At 62.8% G+C, this 19,991-nt stretch carries 14 protein-coding genes; 5 read left to right on the top strand and 9 right to left on the bottom strand.

The genetic code is table 11. The features are described 5' to 3' along the window. Positions 1-93: 93 nt before the first annotated feature. From AC1P02_RS01745 to AC1P02_RS01735, 3 genes are all read right to left on the bottom strand, one after another. Positions 94-1,017, bottom strand: a complete 924-nt coding sequence (locus AC1P02_RS01745; protein WP_485183782.1) for a LysR family transcriptional regulator — start codon at positions 1,015-1,017, stop codon at positions 94-96. A 242-nt stretch (positions 1,018-1,259) separates the two neighbouring features. Further along, positions 1,260-2,456 (bottom strand): amino acid aminotransferase, encoded by a 1,197-nt coding sequence (locus tag AC1P02_RS01740; protein WP_485183780.1) that lies wholly within the window; start codon positions 2,454-2,456, stop codon positions 1,260-1,262. A gap of 190 nt (positions 2,457-2,646) precedes the next feature. After that, on the bottom strand, positions 2,647-2,922 hold the full coding sequence (locus AC1P02_RS01735; protein ID WP_005313657.1) for a metal/formaldehyde-sensitive transcriptional repressor: 276 nt from the start codon (positions 2,920-2,922) through the stop codon (positions 2,647-2,649). Between the two features lie 71 nt (positions 2,923-2,993). Here AC1P02_RS01735 and dmeF point away from each other — a divergent pair, with 71 nt between their 5' ends. After that, positions 2,994-3,941, top strand: coding sequence for a CDF family Co(II)/Ni(II) efflux transporter DmeF (dmeF, locus tag AC1P02_RS01730; RefSeq protein ID WP_485183777.1), 948 nt, complete (start codon positions 2,994-2,996; stop codon positions 3,939-3,941). A gap of 69 nt (positions 3,942-4,010) precedes the next feature. On the opposite strand, the gene AC1P02_RS01725 is transcribed toward dmeF, so the two are convergent. Further along, a complete protein-coding gene (locus tag AC1P02_RS01725; protein WP_485183775.1) occupies positions 4,011-4,421 on the bottom strand; it encodes a hypothetical protein in 411 nt (136 codons plus the stop codon). Between the two features lie 266 nt (positions 4,422-4,687). On the opposite strand from AC1P02_RS01725, the gene pulA reads away from it, so the two are divergent. Further along, positions 4,688-8,722: a pullulanase-type alpha-1,6-glucosidase gene (pulA, locus tag AC1P02_RS01720; RefSeq protein ID WP_485183773.1), complete on the top strand. Its 4,035-nt coding sequence runs from the start codon at positions 4,688-4,690 to the stop codon at positions 8,720-8,722. A gap of 207 nt (positions 8,723-8,929) precedes the next feature. On the opposite strand, the gene AC1P02_RS01715 is transcribed toward pulA, so the two are convergent. After that, complete coding sequence (locus tag AC1P02_RS01715) at positions 8,930-11,359, bottom strand: zinc/cadmium/mercury/lead-transporting ATPase (RefSeq protein ID WP_485183771.1); 2,430 nt, start codon at positions 11,357-11,359, stop codon at positions 8,930-8,932. 238 nt (positions 11,360-11,597) lie between these two features. On the opposite strand from AC1P02_RS01715, the gene tpx reads away from it, so the two are divergent. Next, entirely contained in the window at positions 11,598-12,098 is a 501-nt protein-coding gene (gene tpx / locus AC1P02_RS01710; protein WP_059111756.1) for a thiol peroxidase, read from the top strand. Positions 12,099-12,167: 69 nt separating this feature from the next. On the opposite strand, the gene AC1P02_RS01705 is transcribed toward tpx, so the two are convergent. After that, the gene (locus AC1P02_RS01705) at positions 12,168-12,980 is read right to left on the bottom strand and encodes a type 2 periplasmic-binding domain-containing protein (protein ID WP_485183769.1); all 813 of its coding nucleotides are present in this window, start codon (positions 12,978-12,980) and stop codon (positions 12,168-12,170) included. A 149-nt stretch (positions 12,981-13,129) separates the two neighbouring features. Between AC1P02_RS01705 and AC1P02_RS01700 the strand changes: the two genes are divergently transcribed. Together AC1P02_RS01700 and AC1P02_RS01695 are read left to right on the top strand one after the other, a co-directional pair. Then, complete coding sequence (locus AC1P02_RS01700; RefSeq protein ID WP_485183767.1) at positions 13,130-14,350, top strand: DEAD/DEAH box helicase; 1,221 nt, start codon at positions 13,130-13,132, stop codon at positions 14,348-14,350. A gap of 90 nt (positions 14,351-14,440) precedes the next feature. Then, positions 14,441-15,925, top strand: coding sequence for an alkaline phosphatase D family protein (locus AC1P02_RS01695; protein ID WP_485183765.1), 1,485 nt, complete (start codon positions 14,441-14,443; stop codon positions 15,923-15,925). 74 nt (positions 15,926-15,999) lie between these two features. Here the strand turns inward: AC1P02_RS01695 and AC1P02_RS01690 are convergent, their stop codons facing one another. The 3 genes from AC1P02_RS01690 to AC1P02_RS01680 all read right to left on the bottom strand — a co-directional run bounded on the left by AC1P02_RS01690 (position 16,000) and on the right by AC1P02_RS01680 (position 19,888). After that, positions 16,000-16,791 carry a hypothetical protein gene (locus AC1P02_RS01690; RefSeq protein ID WP_485183763.1) on the bottom strand — a complete coding sequence of 264 codons (792 nt, stop codon included), beginning with the start codon at positions 16,789-16,791 and terminating at the stop codon, positions 16,000-16,002. After that, entirely contained in the window at positions 16,788-18,104 is a 1,317-nt protein-coding gene (locus AC1P02_RS01685) for a sphingomyelin phosphodiesterase (protein WP_485185409.1), read from the bottom strand. The genes AC1P02_RS01690 and AC1P02_RS01685 overlap by 4 nt, the downstream gene beginning before the upstream one ends. Before the next feature lie 224 nt (positions 18,105-18,328). Then, complete coding sequence (locus tag AC1P02_RS01680; protein ID WP_485183761.1) at positions 18,329-19,888, bottom strand: methyl-accepting chemotaxis protein; 1,560 nt, start codon at positions 19,886-19,888, stop codon at positions 18,329-18,331. Positions 19,889-19,991 lie beyond the last annotated feature (103 nt).

Raw genomic sequence — 19,991 nt, 5'->3', positions numbered from 1 at the left:
AGCCTTGCCATGGGAGTTCCCCTGGTGGGGCCATCTCCTCTTCGGGTCTGTAATGGCGCCCGCAGGATCTGCAATGCGTGCAGCCCCGGTGCGTTAACCCAGCTCCCTGGCCAGTTTCAGGATCCGCTGTCTGAACCAGCGCAGCGCCGGCTCTTCGCCCGCCGGCCCATACCACACCAAGCTGTGGGTGACGGCGCCATAGTCGAACGGGACTGGACGGATCGCTAACCCCAAAGCCGCGCTCTGTAACGCCCAACCCTCGATGGCGGTCAGGATGAGGTCGCTCTGGCGCAGCAGGGCTGACGCGCTGCCAAAATCCGGCAGAGTGGCACCAATCTGGCGGCGTACCTGCAGCTGGGCCAGGCTCTGCTCGAAGAAGGGGTTGGCCAGTTCCTGATCGCGAATGGCGATATGGCGCCAGCTCAGGTAGGCATCCAGATCCCAGGGCTTGTCCAGCGCCGGGTGGTTCGCGCGCAGCAGGCAGACCAGCTTGTCTTCCCGCAGCGTTTCCCATACCAGACCCGGTTGGCGGGGCAGGGGCTGGCTCTGATCGTGGGGCAGGATAACAAAGTCGAGCTTGCCCGCCGCCAACGCCGCCAGACCTTGCTCATCCTTGTTCCAGACATTGGGCTCCAGGCCCGGTACCTCCTGCATCAGCTGGCCCAGAATGGGCCCCATCGGCCAGACCATGCTGCTTTCCCGCAGCGCAAACCTCAGTTGTCCCTGCCAGGTTTGGGGGTCAAAACCGTCCTGGCTGGTGAGATTGTTCAGCTCGCTCAGCAGTCGGTGCAGGGTAGGGCCGAGCCGCTCGGCAAAGGGGGTCAGCAACAGCTGGTTGCCCTGGCGGTAGAGCAGCTGATCGCCGAGCAGATCCCGTAACTGGTTGAGGGTCTTGCTGACGGTGGAGGGGGTGGTGCAGAGCCGCTCGGCCGTGCGGGTGACGCTCTGGCTGTCGAGCAGCAGATGCAGGGTGACCAGATGACGGCCTCCCAGCCTGGACAGTGCAATCAGATCCACTGTGCCTCCTGCAGCGAGACAAGCGCGGGCAGGGGAGGTCGATTGACCAGATGACGGCCTCCCAGCCTGGACAGTGCAATCAGATCCACTGTGCCTCCTGCAGCGAGACAAGCGCGGGCAGGGGAGGTCGATTGACCAGATGGCGGCCCCTCACCGTCAAACATGACAGTGCAATCAGATCCATGACAGCTCCACAACATAGGGACAAACAAAAAGCCCCGCTTGAGCGGGGCTTGCACGGGTTAGCCCTTGAGCACGGCGGCCATGGCGTCGGCCACATAGTCGACGTTGCGGCTGTTGAGGCCCGCCACGCACATGCGACCCGAGCGCACCAGATAGACGGCGAACTCTTCGCGCAGGCGGTCAACCTGCTCCGGCGTGAAGCCGGTGTAGCTGAACATGCCGCGCTGGCTGATGAAGTAGCCAAAATCACGACCAGGCACCTTGGCGCTCAGTACCTCGAACAGCTTCTGGCGCATGGCCTTGATGCGGATGCGCATCTCGCTCACCTCATCGACCCAGAGGGCGTGCAGGCTGGCATCGTTCATCACGGCCGCTGTGATCTGGCCGCCGTGGGTGGGGGGGCTGGAGTAGTTGCGACGCACTGTCGCCTTCATCTGGCCCAGCACCCGACCCGCCTCTTCGGCATCTTTGCAGATGACCGACAGGCCGCCGCAGCGTTCGCCGTAGAAGGAGAGGTTCTTGGAAAACGAGTTGCTGACGAAGAAGCTGACGCCGGCGGCCACCATGGCACGGATGGTGTAGGCATCCTCTTCCAGACCATCACCGAAGCCCTGATAGGCGATGTCCATAAAGGGAATTAGCCCCTTATCCACCACGAGCGCGATCACCTTGTCCCACTGGGCAGAGGAGAGATCCACGCCGGTCGGGTTGTGACAGCAGGGGTGGAGCAGCACTATGCTTTTCGCTGGCAGCTGGCTCAGGCAGTCGATCATGGCATCAAACTGGACGCCGCCGGTGGCTGCGTCGTAGTAGGGGTAGTCGTGCACCTGGATGCCGGCCCCCTCGAACATGGCCTTGTGGTTGTCCCAGGTCGGATTGCTGACCCACACCTCCGAGGTCGGGAAGTAGCGCTTGAGCAGGTCGGCCCCGATCTTGAGCGCGCCGGAGCCGCCTATGGTCTGGATGGTGGCGATGCGGCCGGCCTTGACCGCTTCATGGTCGGCGCCAAACAGCAGGTGCTGCACCGCGGTGCGGTAGTTGGCGGCCCCTTCCATCGGTTGATAGGGGCGCGGAGCTGGTGCAGTGGCGCGCCGGGCTTCAGCTTGTTGCACGGACGCCAGCAGCGGGATGCGGCCCTGCTCGTCGTAATAGAGGCCGATCCCCAGATTCACCTTTTGCTCACGGGTGTCTTTGTGGAAGGTCTCGACCAGGGTCAGTATGGGGTCGCCAGCGTAGGCATCGACGTGTTCAAACATGGGGGGTCCTTGCGAAGTGGAATCCAGGGTAAGGGGATCAATGATCGGCGGTCATGATGGCGTAAAGCGGGCGAGGGCTCAAGTCTGAAACAGGCCTGCCGTGCACGGCCATGGCCCCCTTTGCTGTAAAGGGTTAGGGTCCGGACTTGCTCCCATGGCTGGCGCCAGTGGCGAGCAGGCCGGGGAGCCTTTACTTCAGGTAGGATCTCAGCACCCGCACCACCTGATCCAGATCCTCCAGCCGCTCGGCCGGGGTGGCCTCTTCGGCGCCGAGATGCTCGCGCATATGACCCTCCAGCACCTCCAGCATCAGGCCGTTGACGGCACCGCGGATGGCGGCGATCTGCTGCAAAATGGCGGCGCAGTCACCCTCCTGCTCCAGTGCGCTTTCCAGCGCCCCAGTCTGGCCCTTGATGCGGCGCACCCGCGCCAGCAGCTTCTTCTTGCCGTGAATGGTGTGTGACATGGAGGATCCTCTCGATCAATAAAACTATACTGGGGTATAGTATATTGCATCATCGCCCTCAGGAGAAATCCATGTCATCCCTCGTCTCATCCCACTGCCATCAACCCGTCGTGCACCAGGGTAATCCGCTGGCGGAACAGAAAACCCGCTGGGCCGTGCTGCTCACCGTCATCATGATGGTGGCGGAGATCAGCGGTGGCTGGTTCTACAACTCAATGGCACTGCTGGCGGACGGCTGGCACATGAGCTCCCACGCGCTGGCGCTCGGCCTCTCCGTGCTGGCCTATCGTGCCGCACGTCATTTTGCCCGCGACCACAGATTCAGCTTCGGTACCTGGAAGATAGAGGTGCTGGGGGGCTTCACCAGCGCCCTGTTGTTGGTGGGGGTGGCCGGGTTGATGCTGTTCGAGTCGGTGTTCCGGCTGCTGGATCCCCGTCCGATCCACTATCAGCAGGCGATCGCCATCGCGCTGGTGGGCCTCTTGGTGAACCTCGCCTGTGCCTGGCTGCTCAAGGACGATCATGGCCATCATCACGGTCACAGCCATGACCACCATCACGGCCATGATCATCATGACCATGCTGACCACCAGGGTCATCAGGATCTCAACTTGCGTGCCGCCTACATCCACGTACTGGCGGATGCGGCCACCTCTGTACTGGCCATCCTGGCGCTGGTGGGTGGCATGCTGTGGGGAGCCGACTGGCTGGATCCCCTGATGGGCATAGCGGGGGCCGTGCTGGTGGCGGTGTGGGCTTGGGGGCTGCTGCGCGACTCGGGCCGGGTACTGCTGGATGCCGAGATGGATACCCCGCTGGTGGCAGAGATCCGCGAGGTGATAGCAGACTTGCCGGACGCCGAGATCCGCGATCTGCACGTCTGGCGGGTGGGGCAGGAGCAGTATGCCTGCGTACTCTCTCTATTGATGGCGACGCCCATCACGGCTGGCCAGATCCGTGAGCGGCTCGCCATCCACGAGGAACTGGTCCACGTCACCATAGAGATCGCCCAGCCATAAGCAGACACGTCGAGTGGATGCTCAAGACAGGATGTGAAGAAGGGGCCAAGGCCCCTTCTGTGGTGCGCGTCAGTGATGCTGGCTGTGGTCATCGTCCGGCTTGTGCTGCCAGATGGCCCCCAGCAGCAGCTTGAGCAACAGCTCGGGCGGGTTGTCCAGCAAGTGTCCCGACTCCAGCAACAGGTGACCATCCGCCCGAAAACCCAGGCTGGCATGCACTGTGCCATCCTCGCCGCGCACCTGGATGAGGCCGCTCAAGGTGCCGCGCTCTCCCGGCAGGCAGCGCAGCCGCAGCTCACGGGGTTCTCCCAGCAGGGTGAAGGCCCGACTCAGGGGCGGCGTGTCTTCAAAGTCGGGCCAGTTGAAGAAGTGATACTGCTCTGCGAGCCCGCCCGCCTGCTGGCAAAACTGGTCAAACAGCTGCGCAATCCCCTGATACTCCTGATCCAGCCGTTTGGCCTGCTCTTCAATCCTTTTCATCTGTTGCTCCTGCTCACGCTATCTGGCTGATTGAAAACTGGTTTTTTCAAGGTGCCAGCGGGTTCGATCAGATATGGCGCCAAATGGTGGCCGGGTCTGTGAGCCGGATCCAACTTTCGTTATGAAAACGTTATCTTGTTGAAAAGGGTTGGTTTTTTTGCCCTGCTGCTCACATTTGAAACGATTGTCGCTGATTAATATGGCATCGCTCGGCAATGACCGGGTACTCGGATATCGAGACTAACTACAGCGGGAATTATAAAAAAATGGATATGAAAAAGACCAAAGTGGCGCTGGTAACAGCCTCACTGCTCGCGCTTTTGTCCGGCTGCAATGACAACAGCTCTTCACCCTCCACCCCTGAACCTACGGATGGGCCTGTCGCCCGTCTGCCCGATGTGCAACCCCCTGCCGAGCAACTGGTTGCCGGCCCCGATCAGGCGGTGATCGCCCTGGTGGATACCCAGACCAGCGCCGCGCGCGGGGTGGAAGGGCCCTTTGCCAACCACAGCCTGCACCTGTGGAACAACGACGCCTGTAACGCCACCGCCGAGAGCGGTCTGAACGCGGGCTGGGATGACAAGGCCAATACCCCGACGGCGGTCGACAGTTTCGGCCCCAGCTGGGTGGTTCCTCTCGCCAAGCTGGAAGGCTGTATCAACTTTATTGCCCGCAACGGCGATCTCGCCAACCTGACCGGCGCCGACATGAAGGTGGTCTTCAGCGATCACCCTGATCGCACCGTAGCCATAGTCGCGGGCAAGAGTGAAGTCTTCGACAGTCGTGCCGATGCCTTTACCGCCGCCTTTGGCGTGGCCGGGGCCAGCGCCCATCTGATCGATGGCAACACCCTGATCTGGCAAGGGGGCAAGGACAAGCCCCATGTGCGCCTCTATTACACAGAGTCGGGCACCATCAAGGCCAATGCCGAGGGGGTGTTCGACTTCCCCTATCTCAGCCTGACCGCGACCAGCCTGACTGCCGAGCAGCAGGCCAAGTACCCGCACCTCAAGGATGCAGCGGCCTTCGCCCTGCCATCCGGCAAAGATCTCAAGCCCCTGCTCAAGGGCGAGCTGGTGGCCATAGGCACGGATGCCGACGGCATTTTGCAGGGGGCGACCCTGGTGCAGAGCGCCGGCGTCCTCGATGCTCTCTACGCAGAGGAAGCCACCAAGCTGGCCTATGGCGCCATCGTTGAGGGGGGCAATGTCACCTTCCGGCTGTGGGCGCCAACCGCCAAGTCGGTCAAGCTGGCGTTGTTCGACGAGCAGCACAAGGCCCTCGGCGAGCGCACCATGACACAAGACGACGCCAGCGGCAGCTGGAGCGTGCAAGGGGGTCAGGAGCTGGTCGGAAAATTCTACCGCTATGATATCCAGGTCTATCACCCGCTCAGTCGCAAGCTGGAATCCTATCAGGTAACAGACCCCTACTCCCTGAGCCTGGCGATGAACTCCGAGTTCAGCCAGGTGGTGGATCTCGATGATCCGGCCCTCAAGCCGGAAGGGTGGGACAGCTTGAAGGCGCCCCACAGCCAGCAGAACCCTGCCGACATCACCATCTATGAGGCCCATGTCCGCGATCTGACCGGCAACGATGAGTCCACCAAGCCGGAACACAGAGGCAAGTTCCTCGGCCTGACCGACAGCGACAGTGTGCCGGTCAAGCATCTGCAATCCCTTGCCCAAAGCGGCGTCAGCCATCTGCACCTGTTGCCTGTGTTCGACATCGCCACCGTCAACGAGGATCCGGCCAAGGTAGCCAACCTCCAGGATGACTTCAGCAAGCTGTGTCAGGTCAATGCCGAAGTGAAGGATTCCAAGTTTGGCGGTTACTGCGGCGGTGGTCAGACCATAGAAGCCGTGCTGGCCGATCTGCAAGGGGCCGACAGCAAGGAGAGCCCGCAGGTGCAGGAGCTCTCCGGCTATCTGCGTGGCGTTGACTCTTTCAACTGGGGTTATGACCCTTATCACTACACGGCGCCGGAAGGCTCCTACGCCACCGATGCCGAAGGCAGTCAGCGGATCCTGGAGTTCCGCGAGATGGTCAAGGCCATCAAGCAGAACATCGGCATGAACGTGGTGATGGACGTGGTCTACAACCACACCAACGAAGCCGGCCTTGGTCCCAAGTCGGTGCTCGACAAGATAGTGCCCTGGTACTACCAGCGCCTCAATCCGGAGACCGGCTCGGTCGAGAACTCCACCTGCTGCTCCAACACGGCGCCGGAACACGCCATGTTCGCCAAGCTGATGGATGACTCTCTGGTGACCTGGGCCCGCGACTACAAGATCGACGCCTTCCGCTTCGATCTGATGGGTCACCACCCGAAAGATCAGATGGTGCAGGCGCTGGCCGCAGTGAAGCAGGTCAACCCCGAGATGTACTTCTACGGCGAGGGCTGGAACTTCGGCGAGGTGCAGGATGACAAGCGCTTCGTGCAGGCGACCCAGAAGCACCTGGCCGGCACCGGCATCGGCTCCTTCTCCGACCGCTTGCGTGATGCGGTGCGCGGTGGCAGCCCGTTTGACGGCGGCGATACCATTCGCAAGACCCAGGGCTTTGGCAACGGTGCCCTGGTGGATGCCAACGAGATGGACGGCGTCGAGCTGGCCACCGCGCTGCACCAATCCGACCTGGTTCGCCTCGGCATGGCCGGCAACCTCAAGGAGTTCGTGCTGACTGACAAGGACGGCATGCCGAAGAAGGGCTCCGACATCGACTACAACGGTCAACCTGCGGGTTATGCCCAGGATCCGACCGAGATCCAGAACTATGTCGACAAGCACGACAACCAGACCCTGTTCGACAACCTGATCTACAAGGCGCCGGAAGGAGCCGATCTGGTGCGGATGCAGGGGGTATCGCTGGCCACCGCCATGCTGGGGCAGGGCATTCCCTTTACCCACGCAGGTGTCGAGCTGCTGCGTTCCAAGTCCATGGAGCGGGACAGCTACGACTCGGGTGACTGGTACAACCGGGTCGACTACACCCTTGCCGACAACAACTTCGACAAGGGGTTGCCGCGCAAGGACAAGGATGGGGACAACTACCCGTTGATCGAGCAGGTACTTGGCAAGCACGTCAAGCCGAGCGGGGCCGACATGGCGACCATGGTGGGCTTCTATCAGGAGTTGGCCGAGCTGCGCCAATCCTCCCGTCTGCTGCGCCTTGGCAGCGGCGCCGAGGTGATCAAGCGGGTTGATTTCCGCAATACCGGGCCTGACCAGGTGCCGGGACTTATCGTGATGACGGTGGATGATGGCGTCAATGCCGGTGCGGATCTGGATCCCGCCATCGAGGGTCTGGTGGTGATGATCAACGCCACCAACCAGCCCCAGAGCATAAGCGACTTCCGTGATGGCAAGGATCAGCCCATCGAACTGAGCACGCTGCAGCTGAGCCCGGCCCACCATGCCGGTAGCAGCATCGCCGATGGCGCCCTTGCCAGTGGTGGTCAACTGACCCTGGGAGCCTGGTCTGCCGCCGTGTTCGTCAAACCGCAGGCCGGAGCCCAGGGCGCGGGTCTGCCGGTGAGCAAGAAGATAGACCTGAGCACGGTTCCGCCCTTTGGTGACACCGATGTCTTCGTGCGTGGTTTCCTGAACGAGTGGGATCCGGTCAACAAAATGATCTTTGGTGGCAACTTTACCTACGAGTTCACCACCGAAGTGACGACCGATCAGCTTGGTACCACCCAGGTGAAGATTGCCGGTAGTGACTGGGACGGCCCGATCAACTACGGCAAGTGCAGTGACACCGACCAGCTGGCGACAGGTCAGGTCAGCGTGCTCTGTGCCAATGGCGGGGATCTGCCGTTCAACGCTGACAAGGCGGGCAGCTACAAGTTTGTGTTCACGGCAATGAACAAGGACAAACCGACCCTGAGCGTCAGCTTCACCGAGCCGGTGCAGAGCTGCAAGGTGCTGGATACGGTGGCGGGCAATCCGCTCGGCTACAACCTGTTCGTCAAAGGTGAGCTGTCCGGTTGGGCTGCCCAGCCCCAGTATCAGCTGAGCTACAAGGGGATGGACGGCGACCTCGCCATCTATCAGGCCGCGTTCAACTACATGGGCACCAGCGAGTTCAAGGTCGCCAATGAAGACTGGAGCAAGGAGTACCTGCTCAACGGCGGTGGCGCTGTCACTGCCGAGACGGGCTACTCTCTCGGCTTCTCCCAGGCGGGCAGTGCCAACAACAGCATCACATTGCCGCAAGGATTGTGGAGCGTGCTGGTGAAGGTTGACCCGGCTGGTACCAAGGCCGGTACCGCCGTCATTCAGGAGTGCAGTGCCAAGTAAGCACACCCATAGAGTCCGGGGCTGGCTCGGCAGCCCCGGGTTGAATTCCACCTTGCCAAGGGTGGGATAACTCCGAGAGAGTAAACAAAGCGCGACTGCCAACCGGCAGCCGCGCTTTTTCTTTGCAGGTGTGAGGTGGGGGGAAGGAGAAAAGCCGTCCCTGTCGGGGGACGGCTTGGCATATGGCGATCTCGTTTGCGGGCTGGATCAGCGCTTGCGCAGCAGACGCAGGGCGTTGGCCGTCACCAGGGCGGTGGCACCGGTATCCGCCAGCACGGCAATCCACAGGCCCGTGATGCCGAGCAGACTGGTGACCAGGAAGATGGCCTTGAGTCCCAGCGCCAGCGCTATGTTCTGGTGGATGTTGGCCAGTGCTGCCCGCGACAACCGGATCATGGCGGCGATGCCACCGAGCTGGTTGTGGGTCAGGGCGGCATCGGCCGTCTCCAGCGCCACGTCTGTGCCGCCACCCATGGCGATGCCAATGTTGGCCCGCTTCATGGCGGGGGCGTCGTTGATGCCATCCCCTATCATGGCGACCTTCTGGCTGGCGGCCAGCTTGGCGATCTCTTCCACCTTGTCTTCCGGCAGCAGGCTGGCGCGCCAGCCCATGCCGAGCTCGTTGGCAATCGCCTCGGCGGCGCGGGGGTTGTCGCCGGTCAGCATGATGCTGCGCAGTCCCAGCCCCTTGAGCTCCGCCAGGGCCGCTGCCGCTTCGGGCCGGATCTGGTCCCGCAGTGCCAACAGGGCCGCCGGCGCTGCGCCCGGCTGGCCGAGCACGACCACCGTTTTGCCCTGCTGCTCAAGGGTGGCTATTTGTGCGTTGAGGGCATTGCTCAGCGAGTCAATCCGGCTCGGTGCCAGCAGTTGCCAGAGGGTGCCGTCGATGCGTCCCTCCACCCCCATGCCCGGCAGGGCGCGCAGATCCTGAGCCGCGGCCAGGGTCAGCCCCTGCTCACGGGCGGCGGCCACCACGGCGCGAGCCAGCGGGTGGTGGGAGCCTTGCTCTATGGCGGCGGCCAGTGCCAGCAGTTCGGCCTCCGGCTGGTCATTGAGGCTGACAAGTTCGGTCAGTTGCGGCTTGCCCAGGGTCAGGGTGCCTGTCTTGTCAAACGCCACTGTGTCTATATGGGCCAGCCGTTCCAACGCGGCACCGCCCTTGATCAGGGCCCCCTGGCGGGTTGCCGCCGCCAGGGCGGAGGTGACAGCCGCCGGGGTGGAGATCACCAGGGCGCAGGGGCAGCCGATGAGCAGCAGCGCCAGTCCGCGATAGATCCACTCGTCCCAGCTCTGGCCAAAGGCCAGCGGTGGCACTATCACCACCAGCAGGGCAACCAGCATCATGGCAGGGGTATACCAGCGGCTGAAGCGGTCGATGAAGCGCTCTATGGGGGCACGCTGGGTCTCGGCCTCCTCGATCAGGTGCAGTATGCGGTCGATGGCGTTGTTGCCAGGTTCGGACACCACCTCGAGGCGCAACACCCGATCCGCCGCCAGACTACCGGCGGGCACCTTGTCGCCCTGGCGACGCTCCACCGGAATGGACTCACCGGTCAGGGCACTCTCATCAAACGCCCCAAGGGCGTCGAGCAAGCGGGCATCTGCCGGCAGGCGGGCGCCCGGGGCTATCTCTATGATGTCGCCGGGACGCAGCTGGTCGGCCGCCACCTCTTCCCGTATGTCACCGTCAACCCTGGTGCGGATCCGCAGTGCCTTGTCGGGCACCAGCGCCATCAGGGCGGTGACGCCGGCGCGAGCACGGCCGGCGGCGTAGGCCTCCAGATGCTCCCCCAGCATGAAGAGCAGCAGTACCATGGCCGCCTCGGCGGTTTCACCGAGGAAGAGGGCGCCCAGCGCCGCCACCGTCATCAGGGTCTCGATGGCGAAGGGGGAGCCGCTCCTGGTCAGGGCCCAGGCTTTGCGGGAGATGGGCCACAGGCCCCAGAGGGTGGCCAGGGTAAACAGCGGCTGGCCGAACTCTTTCGGCAGCAGGGCAGCCACCAGCATCAGGCCGGCCAGCGACAGGGGCTGCCAATATTTGGCGAGCATGGCCATCTGCGGGCTGCGGCGCCTGGCGTTGTCGTCCCCGGATTGAGTTGCGCCTTTGAGCCGGAAACCCGCGGCCAGCACGGCGGCGGTGACGGGGTCGGGGGAGAGGCCGGGGGCGAGATCCACCACCAGCTTCTCGGTGGCAAACAGCACGCGGGCCTGCTGCACGCCCGCCACCCGGCTGACGGCGGTCTCTATCTTGCGGGCGCAGCTGGGGCAATCCATCCCCAGTACCTGCCAGCTGTGGCGGCGGCTGTCCTGCTCCGGCGCGACTAACGGCTCGGCGGTGTCGGTTGTTTGCTCATGGTGATCATGCTCATGATGGTCATGGTCATGGTCATGGTCATGGTCATGAGGCGGCTGTGGGCTGCAGCAGCCCTGGCTTTGACAACTTCCTCTGGGGGGCTCTTCATCCCCCGGCGATTCACTCACCCCCTGATCCTGATGATCATGGGGTGCCTTGCTGGCGCAGCAACTGACCTGTTCGACATTGTCACAGCAGTGGCTGTCGTGTTGATGTTCGACTTGGCTGGTGACGGCCTTGCCGGTGGCCGCTGTGTGTTGATGGCTGCAGCAGGATTTGCTCATGATGAGTCCCTCTTGGATGGGTCCCGCCGGTGCGGAACCTTGGATAACTGAGCCGAGTGTAAACCTTGGTGTTAAGTCCAAGGTCAAGCCTCTTTATCTCCCTCTCTCGTTTGAGAGGGGCTGCCAGTTCGGTCCAGGAGCAAGTGCCGCTATATCCTTGTGATTGACGGGTGTTTGTCCTCGCCCGGCGCGCCTATACTGGGTGGCCCTATCCTCCCTCGATAATCAAGGACATAACATGAGCAATTCCGTTACCCTGCAAGGCAACCCCGTTTCCGTAGCCGGTCACTTCCCCGTTGCCGGTGAGCAGGCCAAGCCTTTCTCCCTGGTTGCCAAAGATCTGTCTGACGTGACCCTGGCGAGCTTCGCCGGTCAGCGCAAGATCCTGAACATATTCCCGAGCGTCGATACCCCGACTTGCGCCACCTCGGTGCGCAAATTCAACGAACAGGCCAGCGCGCTGGAGAACACAGTCGTGCTCTGCATTTCCGCCGATCTGCCGTTCGCCCAGTCCCGCTTCTGCGGCGCCGAAGGTCTGGACAAGGTGGTGACCCTCTCCACCCTGCGTGGTACTGCCTTCATGCAGGACTACGGTGTGGCCTTCTCCTCCGGTCCGCTGGTGGGCCTGACTGCCCGCGCCATCGTGGTGCTGGATGCAGACAACAAGGTGCTGCACAGCGAGATGGTAGCCGAAGTGGCCGATGAGCCGAACTACGCGGCCGCCCTGGCTGCCCTGTAAGCTTCCGAGCGCAAAAATCCCGCCACGGCATGCCCGTGGCGGGATTTTTTTATGGATGGAACCCGGTTATCAGGGGGTCTTCACAGGCAGGGTGGCGGGTAATGGCTCAGGGTGTGGCTGCCAGTGTTCGTAGGGTCTGTGGATCTTGCCGTATATCTCCTCCAGCTTGCCTGATGCCGCCAACCTTTCTATGGCTTGTGCCAAAAACGCATCCATCTCATTGCCGGCTGCGCCCTTTTGAATAATAAACACATCTTCAAAGTCGCCAAAAAATTCTCGCTGGATATTGGTCAGCTCCAGCTGGCGCAGCATCAGGTCCGCTTCCTCCTGTGCCCAGATAAAGGCATCGATACGGCCACGGGAGAGCTTGCGAAGGGATTGCTCGATACTCATGGAACGTTGTACCTGAAAGGGGAGCTCACCGGGTACGGCCTCGATTAACAAATCCCGTTGCGTCGCTTCGATGCCATAGGCCATGTCGGTGGTGACAGGATTCGCAGTGTTGCTGTAGATGACATGGGCTACCTTGCCAAAGCTGCGGGTGCTGAAGCGATAGGGCAGCATGTCTGCATCGTGCAGATTGCGAATGGCGGGCAGGCTGAAATCGGCCTTGCCATTGATCACGCCCGCCATGGCGCGCGCAATGGGGTAGATGGTGATCTCGATAGTCATATCGGGGTAGAGCGCATCAATCCCATGGACCAGATCGACGAAGGGGCCTGTCTTGTCGGCGTTGATAAGGCCTGGCAATTCACCAAGGTGGGCCTTGATGACGCGGACCGGCTGGGCAGGGGGGCTGGAGGTGGTCGACGAGGTCTGGGAGAGACCTATGGTCGCGATACCGAGCAGGCCGAGCAGTAGCATGGGGATATGTCTGAGCATGGTCTGTCTGCCTTCAAGGTGAATAATACCATTGTAGACAGCCATGACCCGGGTACAGTGCTCTTCCTCTTGCCGCTTGCGGATAGGGTTTTACTTCTTATGCCCCGCTAACTAGACTTCGCCTCCCACTTCTTTATCCGCGTACCCCCATGACCTTTAGCGAACTCGACCTCCATCCCGCCTTGCTGGCTGCCCTGCCTGCCACCCTGCACACGCCGACTCGCATCCAGCAGCTTGCAATACCCCTGGTATTGGCGGGGCAGGATCTGCTGGCGCTGGCCCAGACCGGCAGCGGCAAGACACTGGCGTTCGGGTTGCCGTTGCTGCAACGGCTGGATCCCGCCTCCAGCCTGGTGCAGGGACTGGTAGTAGTGCCGACCCGCGAGCTGGCGATGCAGGTGAGCGCTGCGCTGCAAGGGATGGCTGACGCTCTGGGATTGCGGATCCTCACCCTTTGCGGTGGTGTGGCACAGGAGCGGCAACAGGTCGAGCTGGCGCTGGGGCCGCAACTGCTGGTGGCGACGCCGGGGCGACTGCGGGATCTGCTCACTCAGCAAGTGCTGGGGCTGGATGGCCTGCAACAGCTGGTGCTGGATGAGGCGGATCGCCTGCTGGAGATGGGTTTCTGGCCCGATATCCAGTGGCTGATGAATGAGATGCCCGCCGAGCGCCAGACCCTGCTCTTCTCCGCCACCCTGCCTGCCGAGCTGGATGACCTTGCCAATGGCCTGCTGACAGCGCCGACCCGCATCGAGGCCAATCCCCTCAACAGCCTGGTCAACGAGATCGAGGAGCGGCTCTATCTGGTCAACAAGAGCAGCAAGGTGCCTGCGCTGATCAGCTTGCTCAAGGAGCAGGCCTGGCCGCAGGTGCTGGTGTTCATCAGTGCGCGGGACGATGCCGACGGCGTGGCCAGGAAGCTGGCCAGGGCGGGGATCCCGGTTGCCGCCCTGCATGGGGAGAAGGAACAGGCGGTTAGAGAGCAGGCGCTCGATGATTTCAAGGCCGGCAAGGTGCGGGTGCTGGTGGCCACCGACCTGATGGCGCGGGGCATACATGTGGAGGCATTGCCTGTGGTGATCAACCTGGACTTGCCCGCCAGCGCCCCCGTTTATGTTCACCGCATCGGCCGTACCGCCCGCGCCGGGTGCGAGGGGCTGGCCATCTCCCTGGTGTGTCACGGCGAGAGCGATATCCTGGCGGCGATCCGCACCCTGACCGGCCGTGAGCTGCCGCTGGGGGAACTCGCCGGTTTCCCGGTGACCGACCTGCCCGCGAGCGGGGAGGGCAAGCGCCCACCTCGCGACAAGCAGGCGAACCGTCGCACAGCCAACAAGCGCAGCGTCAAGCAGTTCAAGGGCAAGGTCTAGTTCAAGGGTGAGTTGGACTGCCCGATTGGGCAGTACCAAAGGACGCCGGTTTCACTATGCTCCATGGGTTCAACCATGGAGGGATAGAAGATGACAAGCCTGTTAATGGGGCCTCTGCTGGGGCTCGAAGCTGAGACGCAATACAGCGTCTGTTTTCTGGCGGGGCCTGGCTGCAAGGGCGCCAGCATCAGGATCAACGGCGCCTTGCTGCCTGCCGGCAAGCAGGCGGATACCCCAAAGGGCGGTTTCTGGCGGGCCAGCTGGACGGCCAACCCGGCCGCCGAGGGGACGAGCGTGGAGTACCAGATCCTGCTGGATGGGGAGCCCGCCCGGGATCTGGCCGGGGACGACCACTGGCAGTTTCATCTGCCGGGGTCGGCGGAGCAGGTGCGCATCGGTTATGCCTCTTGCAACGGTTTTTCCGACTTCAAGCTGCTCACCTCCACGCCTCAACCCTATGTGATGTGGGGCAGGCTTGCCGCCGAACACGCCGCACACCCCTTCTCGCTGCTGCTGATGGGGGGTGATCAGGTCTATGCCGACTCCCTCTGGACCACGGTTCCCAGCCTCAAGGCCTGGAACGAGCTGGACAGGACGGAGAAGGTCAAACGCAAGGCGACCCGCACCATGGAGGAGCAGCTCGATCGTTTCTATTGCGATCTCTACTGCAAGCAGTGGAGCCGGCCCGAGGTGGCCCGCCTGCTGGCCCGGGTACCAAGCGCCATGATGTGGGATGACCACGACATCTTCGATGGCTGGGGCAGCTATCCCGAGGATCTGCAGGGCTGTGATGTCTATCGGGCCATCTATGCTGCCGCGTCCCGTTATTTCCGGCTGTTCCAGCAGCGCAGCAGCGCCAATGCCTCCCTGCTGGACCCGGTCAATTTGAATCACCACTCCTGGCTGCTGACGTTTCGGGGTTACCGGATCCTGGCGCTGGACAACAGAGCAACCCGCACCCAGGCCCAGGTGATGAGCCAGTCCCAGTGGGAGCAGGTCAACGGTGCGCTGGCCGCCTGCGACGCGGGCCACCTGCTGGTCATGGCGGGGGTGCCCGTGGTTTATCGGGACTTCTCCTTCACAGAGGCGGCGCTGGATGCCACCCCCTGGGAAGAGGAGCTGACCGACGATCTCAAGGATCACTGGCGGGCCAAGGCCCATCAGGGGGAGCGGGCCCGTCTCATCATGCGGCTGCTGGACAACGCCCGACTGCGGCGCCAGCAGGATCAGGGCAGCAAGACACTGATCCTCTCCGGCGACGTGCACGTGGGCTGCCTGGGTGTCATTCAGGACAAGCGGGAAGGGGTCACCAATGTGCACCAGCTGGTCTCCTCCGGCATAGTCCATCCCTGTCCCACCCAGTTTCAGTGGATGGGGATCCTCGCCATGACCAACGACAATCCCGAATACCTCGACGAGAACCGCTTGATACGCGCCGATCTCATCAAGCCGTTCGGCGCCCCCGTCTACCTGCGCACCCGCAACTTCGCCACCCTGCTGATGGGCAGCGACCACAAGCTGTGGGTCAACTGGCATTGCGAGAACGGGCTGGCCGCCAGCTATCCGCTGGCCTGATGGTCGGACAAACACAAAGGGCCCCGGCGGGCCCTTTTTCTTTTCCATGTCAGGCTCCCCGGGCCGTTTCATGCTCAGGGCTTGTCCTGTGCCTGGGCGAAAAAGTCGCGCCGAAACTGGCCGAGCACCTCCTCTCTGTGCTGCTGCCAGCGCTCGGGATCCATGCTCCCCTGACTGGCCGCCAGTTGCTGCTCCAGCTCGGCCAGCTGCTGCTGGTAGCGGCCGCGCTGATCCAGCTGCTGCTGGCGCGTACCGGCAAACGCCACGCTGGCCTCGGCCCGGTCGGCAGGCAGGAAGTGGCGGGCCAATGTCTCCAGCTCCTCATCCCCCCACAACTGGCGCGCCTGCAAGAGGCGGGCATCCGGGTTGAACAGATCCGCTGCCAGATCCGGGTGATCCGCCGCCCACTCATCCTGCAGCCGGGTCAGGGCGGCCAGCCGTTCGGCCAGTGCCAGCTGTTCGCTGTCAGCGGCCAACTGATCCAGAGCCTGGGCGTAACGCCCCTGCAACCGTGTCAGGCTCTCCCCCTCACTCATCCACTGGGATTCCAGCGCGATCAGATTGACCAGCCGCTCGCTCAGCAGCTGGTCGGTGTCGCTTATCTCGCTGGCGAGCCGCTGGCTCAGCTCCGCAGGCATCTCTCGCCAGCCGGGGGGCGGCTTGGTGGACTGGCCCCCGCTGGCCGCCGGGGTGAGCCGGGGCATGAGGGCTGTCATCGGAGCTGCTGGCGTCTGCTGCGGCTGACTTCCCCCACGCTGATGAAACTCAGTGTTGGCTGGGGCCGACTCCGGCTCATTCTGCCAGCCGAGGTTGAGCAGCAATAGCGAGAGGACTGCCAGGGCCAGGATCCCGTAGCGGCGCTTCATCGGCTGATCTCGCCCTTGACCGGGAAGTGATCGGAGAGGTTGCTGGCGGGCCAGAGGCTGCCATCGCTGCTGCGTGGGATCCAGACGCTGTTGAGGTTATGACTGGCGGCGCCGTACTCCCGGCTCACCACCAGATAGTCCAGGTACTCGACGTTGGCGCCACCGGAGAGGGGGCCGCCTGCGTAGGGGTTGATCCTGGGGTCGAAGGTGGCTTCGGTATAGCCGCCATAGCCGGGTTCATGGGCGTCAAGGTTGGCCAGCATGCTGGCGTAGTCGTCGGCGAACTTGCGCTTGTTGACGTTGAAGTCGCCGCCATAGATGACGGTGTCGCTGGCCGGGATCTTGAGGCTGGCGGCCAGGGTACGAATTTGGCCGAACTGGATCTGGCGCAGCCGTCTCGCCTCGTCGGTGTCGAAGCTGGCGGTGTGGGTGGCGAACAGATGCCAGGCTTTGCCCCCCTTGATCACCTCGGCATACATGACCCCTTTGTCGGCGAAACAGTCGGTACCGGTGCACTGGGGATAGACCAGCTGGGCCTCCCGCACGATTGGGTAGCGGCTGACGATCACTACGCCACCGTCGTGGATATTGACCCCCGGCTTGTCGAGCACCTTGGTCTGATAGGGGTACTCTTTGGCCAGCGCCTGCAGGAAGCCCTCGCGGCGGCCGTCGAACACCTCTTGCAGCAGCAGGGCGTCATAACCCTTGAGGTAATCGGGCAGCAAGGTTAACCGTTCGCCAATGCTGGAGGCGATCACCGGCAGGGCCCAGACGTTGTAGCTGGCCACCTTGAGCTTGCTCTGTGAAGGCTCCGGTTGTTCCCGTGGTTGTGGCGGGGTCAGCATGTAGTGCAGATCGTCGTAACGGCCGGTGAATTTGGCGGCAAAGGCCAGCTCCTGCGGCCCCTGGGTACGATGCAGGGCGCGGTCGCTCTTCCACCCCGAGCTGACGGTCGGGGTGTCGCCACCGTGCTGCAGGGTGGTGTTCCACCAGGTGCCCTCCATCAACTGGTTGAGGCGATAGGTGTCGCCGCTGGCCGTGGTGACACGGGTTTCGAACAGATAGCTTTTGCCCGCCTTCACCCCCTCGTAGCGATTGAAGCTGAGCACCATGGCGCTCTCCCAGGGGCCCAGCTCCGTTCTGTGCTGGATCCATTGGCTGCCCGCCTGCAGCTGGCCGCTGCCGCTCTGGCTGATTGCCAGCTGCAGGGGTTCCGGGCCGTTGTTGGTGAGGTAGACATCGGTATCGGCCAGCACCTGCAATGGAAACTGGCTGACCAGCAGCAGGGCGGCATAACTGAGGGGCTTGTGCATCATTAAGTCCTTTTGGTTGAGGCACGATGGAAAGTGACTGTTATGGCGGGCATAGAGGTCATTTCATTTACATTTTTGTTACAAATAAATGAAAGGCCCCATATGGGGAGAGGGGGGGCATTGAGGGGAAGGCTGCGGGTCAGTGGCCGTTCAAGCGGAGGATCTAGATCAGGCTTGGCAATCAAGGGGGCGCGTACCGGTCGGCACGCACCCCGGATGACGGGTCAGTGGCGGAACTGGTTGATCAGGCGGGAGAGGGCATGCAGCCGCTCCACCAGCAGCGTGATGCCGTCCAGGGCCTGCCTGCTGTTGTCGGCTGTGTGGCTGGCCAGCTGGTGGATCTGGTGGATGCCGTGATCCAGGGTACTGGTGACATCCGCCTGCTGGCTGACGGCCTGGGCAATTTCGTCGCTGGTGTGGGTGACCTGGGTCAGCATGCGGTTGATCTGGTTGAGCACCTCGGCTGTGGTGCTCACGTGCTGCTGGCAACGCTCCGAGGTCTGGGCCCCTTGGGTCATGCCATCAGCCAGCTGGCGGGTGGTCTGCTGCAGCGCCTGGATCATCTCGTGGATCTCGCCGGTGGAGCTGCGGGTCTTCTGGGCCAGTGCCCGTATCTCGTCGGCCACCACTGCAAAACCACGCCCCTGCTCACCGGCCCGCGCCGCCTCTATGGCCGCATTGAGGGAGAGCAGATTGGTCTGATCGGCGATCTGGCTGATCACCGCCAGGATCCCGCTGATCTTCTGGCTGTCACCGGTCAGTTGCGCCAACACCTGGTGGTTGGCATCAAGTTCTTCATGCAACTGATTGACCGATGATTGTGTGGTCGCCAGCGCCTGCAATCCCTCGGCCGATACCTGTTGTACCTCGCCCACCAGGGCGTTGGCCTGATGGGCGCTGTTGGCCACGTCACGGATCGACTGGCTCATTTGCGTGATGGCGGCGGCCAGCTGCTCGCTCTGGGCTCGCTGTTGTTGCAGGTGGGTGTCTATGGTCTGGATATTGCCCCTGTCATCCTCGGCGGCCTGCAGTATCTGCTGGTTGGTGTCGGCGCTGCGCCCCACCACCGCCTTGAGCTCGGCCCGCTTCATGCGCAGGGCCAGCTCGAGAGCCGCCAGTGTGTCCCGCCGTTTGGTGTAGAGCACCTGACAGAGCGGGGTGCCCATCTCCTCGCCTGCCGTGGTGGCCAGGCGGTTGAGCCGCTGTTGCAGCCGCCGGCCGTGGATCATCTGGGCCAGCAGCGCCGCTGCACCGGGCGCTCCCCACAGGGGATTGCCAGTAACGAGGGACGTCAGCAGGGCGAGCAGGGCCATGCCGGAGAGGAGCAGGGTGAGCTGGCCCGGCTCCAGAGTGAGCCGGCTGAGCCAGGGCAGCGCCTTGCCCGCCCGGATGCGGGCGTAGAGCTGCTCAGCCCAGGCGATGTCCTGTTCGCTCGGGCGGGTACGCACCGACTGGTACTCTATGATTTGCCGCTGGTCGTTGAGGATCGGTGTGACGTAGGCGTTGACCCAGTAGAAGCTGCCGCTCTTGGCGCGATTCTTTACCAGTCCCATCCAGCTCTTGCCCTGGCGCAGTCGCTGCCACATGTCGGCAAAGGCGGCCTTGGGCATGTCGGGATGACGTACCAGATTGTGGGGCACCCCTTCCATCTCGGCGGCGTTGTAACCGGCTACCTCGCAGAAGTGCTGGTTGGCATAGGTGATGTGGCTGGCGGGATCCGTGGTCGAGATCAGGGATAGGTGGTCGGGGAAGCGTATCTCCCCCTCCCGTTGGCTTGTGGTCATGTGAGCATCCTGAGTGAGTCAAGTAACTGATAGTTTTGTTTTTATTTTTGTGATGGTTACCGGCTCATTCTATGGGGCGGAGATGACACTATCTTGGCTTGGG

The sequence above is a fragment of the Aeromonas sp. TS_SC_11 genome, from assembly GCF_057318915.1.
This window is presented reverse-complemented; position numbering and strand designations above follow the sequence as displayed.

Excerpts from the sequence above, each read along its gene's own strand:
- AC1P02_RS01740 (WP_485183780.1), bottom strand. The coding sequence starts at position 2,456 with ATGTTTGAACACGTCGATGCCTACGCTGGCGACCCCATACTGACCCTG.
- AC1P02_RS01735 (WP_005313657.1), bottom strand. The coding sequence starts at position 2,922 with ATGTCACACACCATTCACGGCAAGAAGAAGCTGCTGGCGCGGGTGCGC.
- dmeF (WP_485183777.1), top strand. The coding sequence starts at position 2,994 with ATGTCATCCCTCGTCTCATCCCACTGCCATCAACCCGTCGTGCACCAG.
- AC1P02_RS01725 (WP_485183775.1), bottom strand. The coding sequence starts at position 4,421 with ATGAAAAGGATTGAAGAGCAGGCCAAACGGCTGGATCAGGAGTATCAG.
- pulA (WP_485183773.1), top strand. The coding sequence starts at position 4,688 with ATGGATATGAAAAAGACCAAAGTGGCGCTGGTAACAGCCTCACTGCTC.
- AC1P02_RS01715 (WP_485183771.1), bottom strand. The coding sequence starts at position 11,359 with ATGAGCAAATCCTGCTGCAGCCATCAACACACAGCGGCCACCGGCAAG.
- tpx (WP_059111756.1), top strand. The coding sequence starts at position 11,598 with ATGAGCAATTCCGTTACCCTGCAAGGCAACCCCGTTTCCGTAGCCGGT.
- AC1P02_RS01705 (WP_485183769.1), bottom strand. The coding sequence starts at position 12,980 with ATGCTCAGACATATCCCCATGCTACTGCTCGGCCTGCTCGGTATCGCG.
- AC1P02_RS01700 (WP_485183767.1), top strand. The coding sequence starts at position 13,130 with ATGACCTTTAGCGAACTCGACCTCCATCCCGCCTTGCTGGCTGCCCTG.
- AC1P02_RS01695 (WP_485183765.1), top strand. The coding sequence starts at position 14,441 with ATGACAAGCCTGTTAATGGGGCCTCTGCTGGGGCTCGAAGCTGAGACG.
- AC1P02_RS01690 (WP_485183763.1), bottom strand. The coding sequence starts at position 16,791 with ATGAAGCGCCGCTACGGGATCCTGGCCCTGGCAGTCCTCTCGCTATTG.
- AC1P02_RS01685 (WP_485185409.1), bottom strand. The coding sequence starts at position 18,104 with ATGCACAAGCCCCTCAGTTATGCCGCCCTGCTGCTGGTCAGCCAGTTT.
- AC1P02_RS01680 (WP_485183761.1), bottom strand. The coding sequence starts at position 19,888 with ATGACCACAAGCCAACGGGAGGGGGAGATACGCTTCCCCGACCACCTA.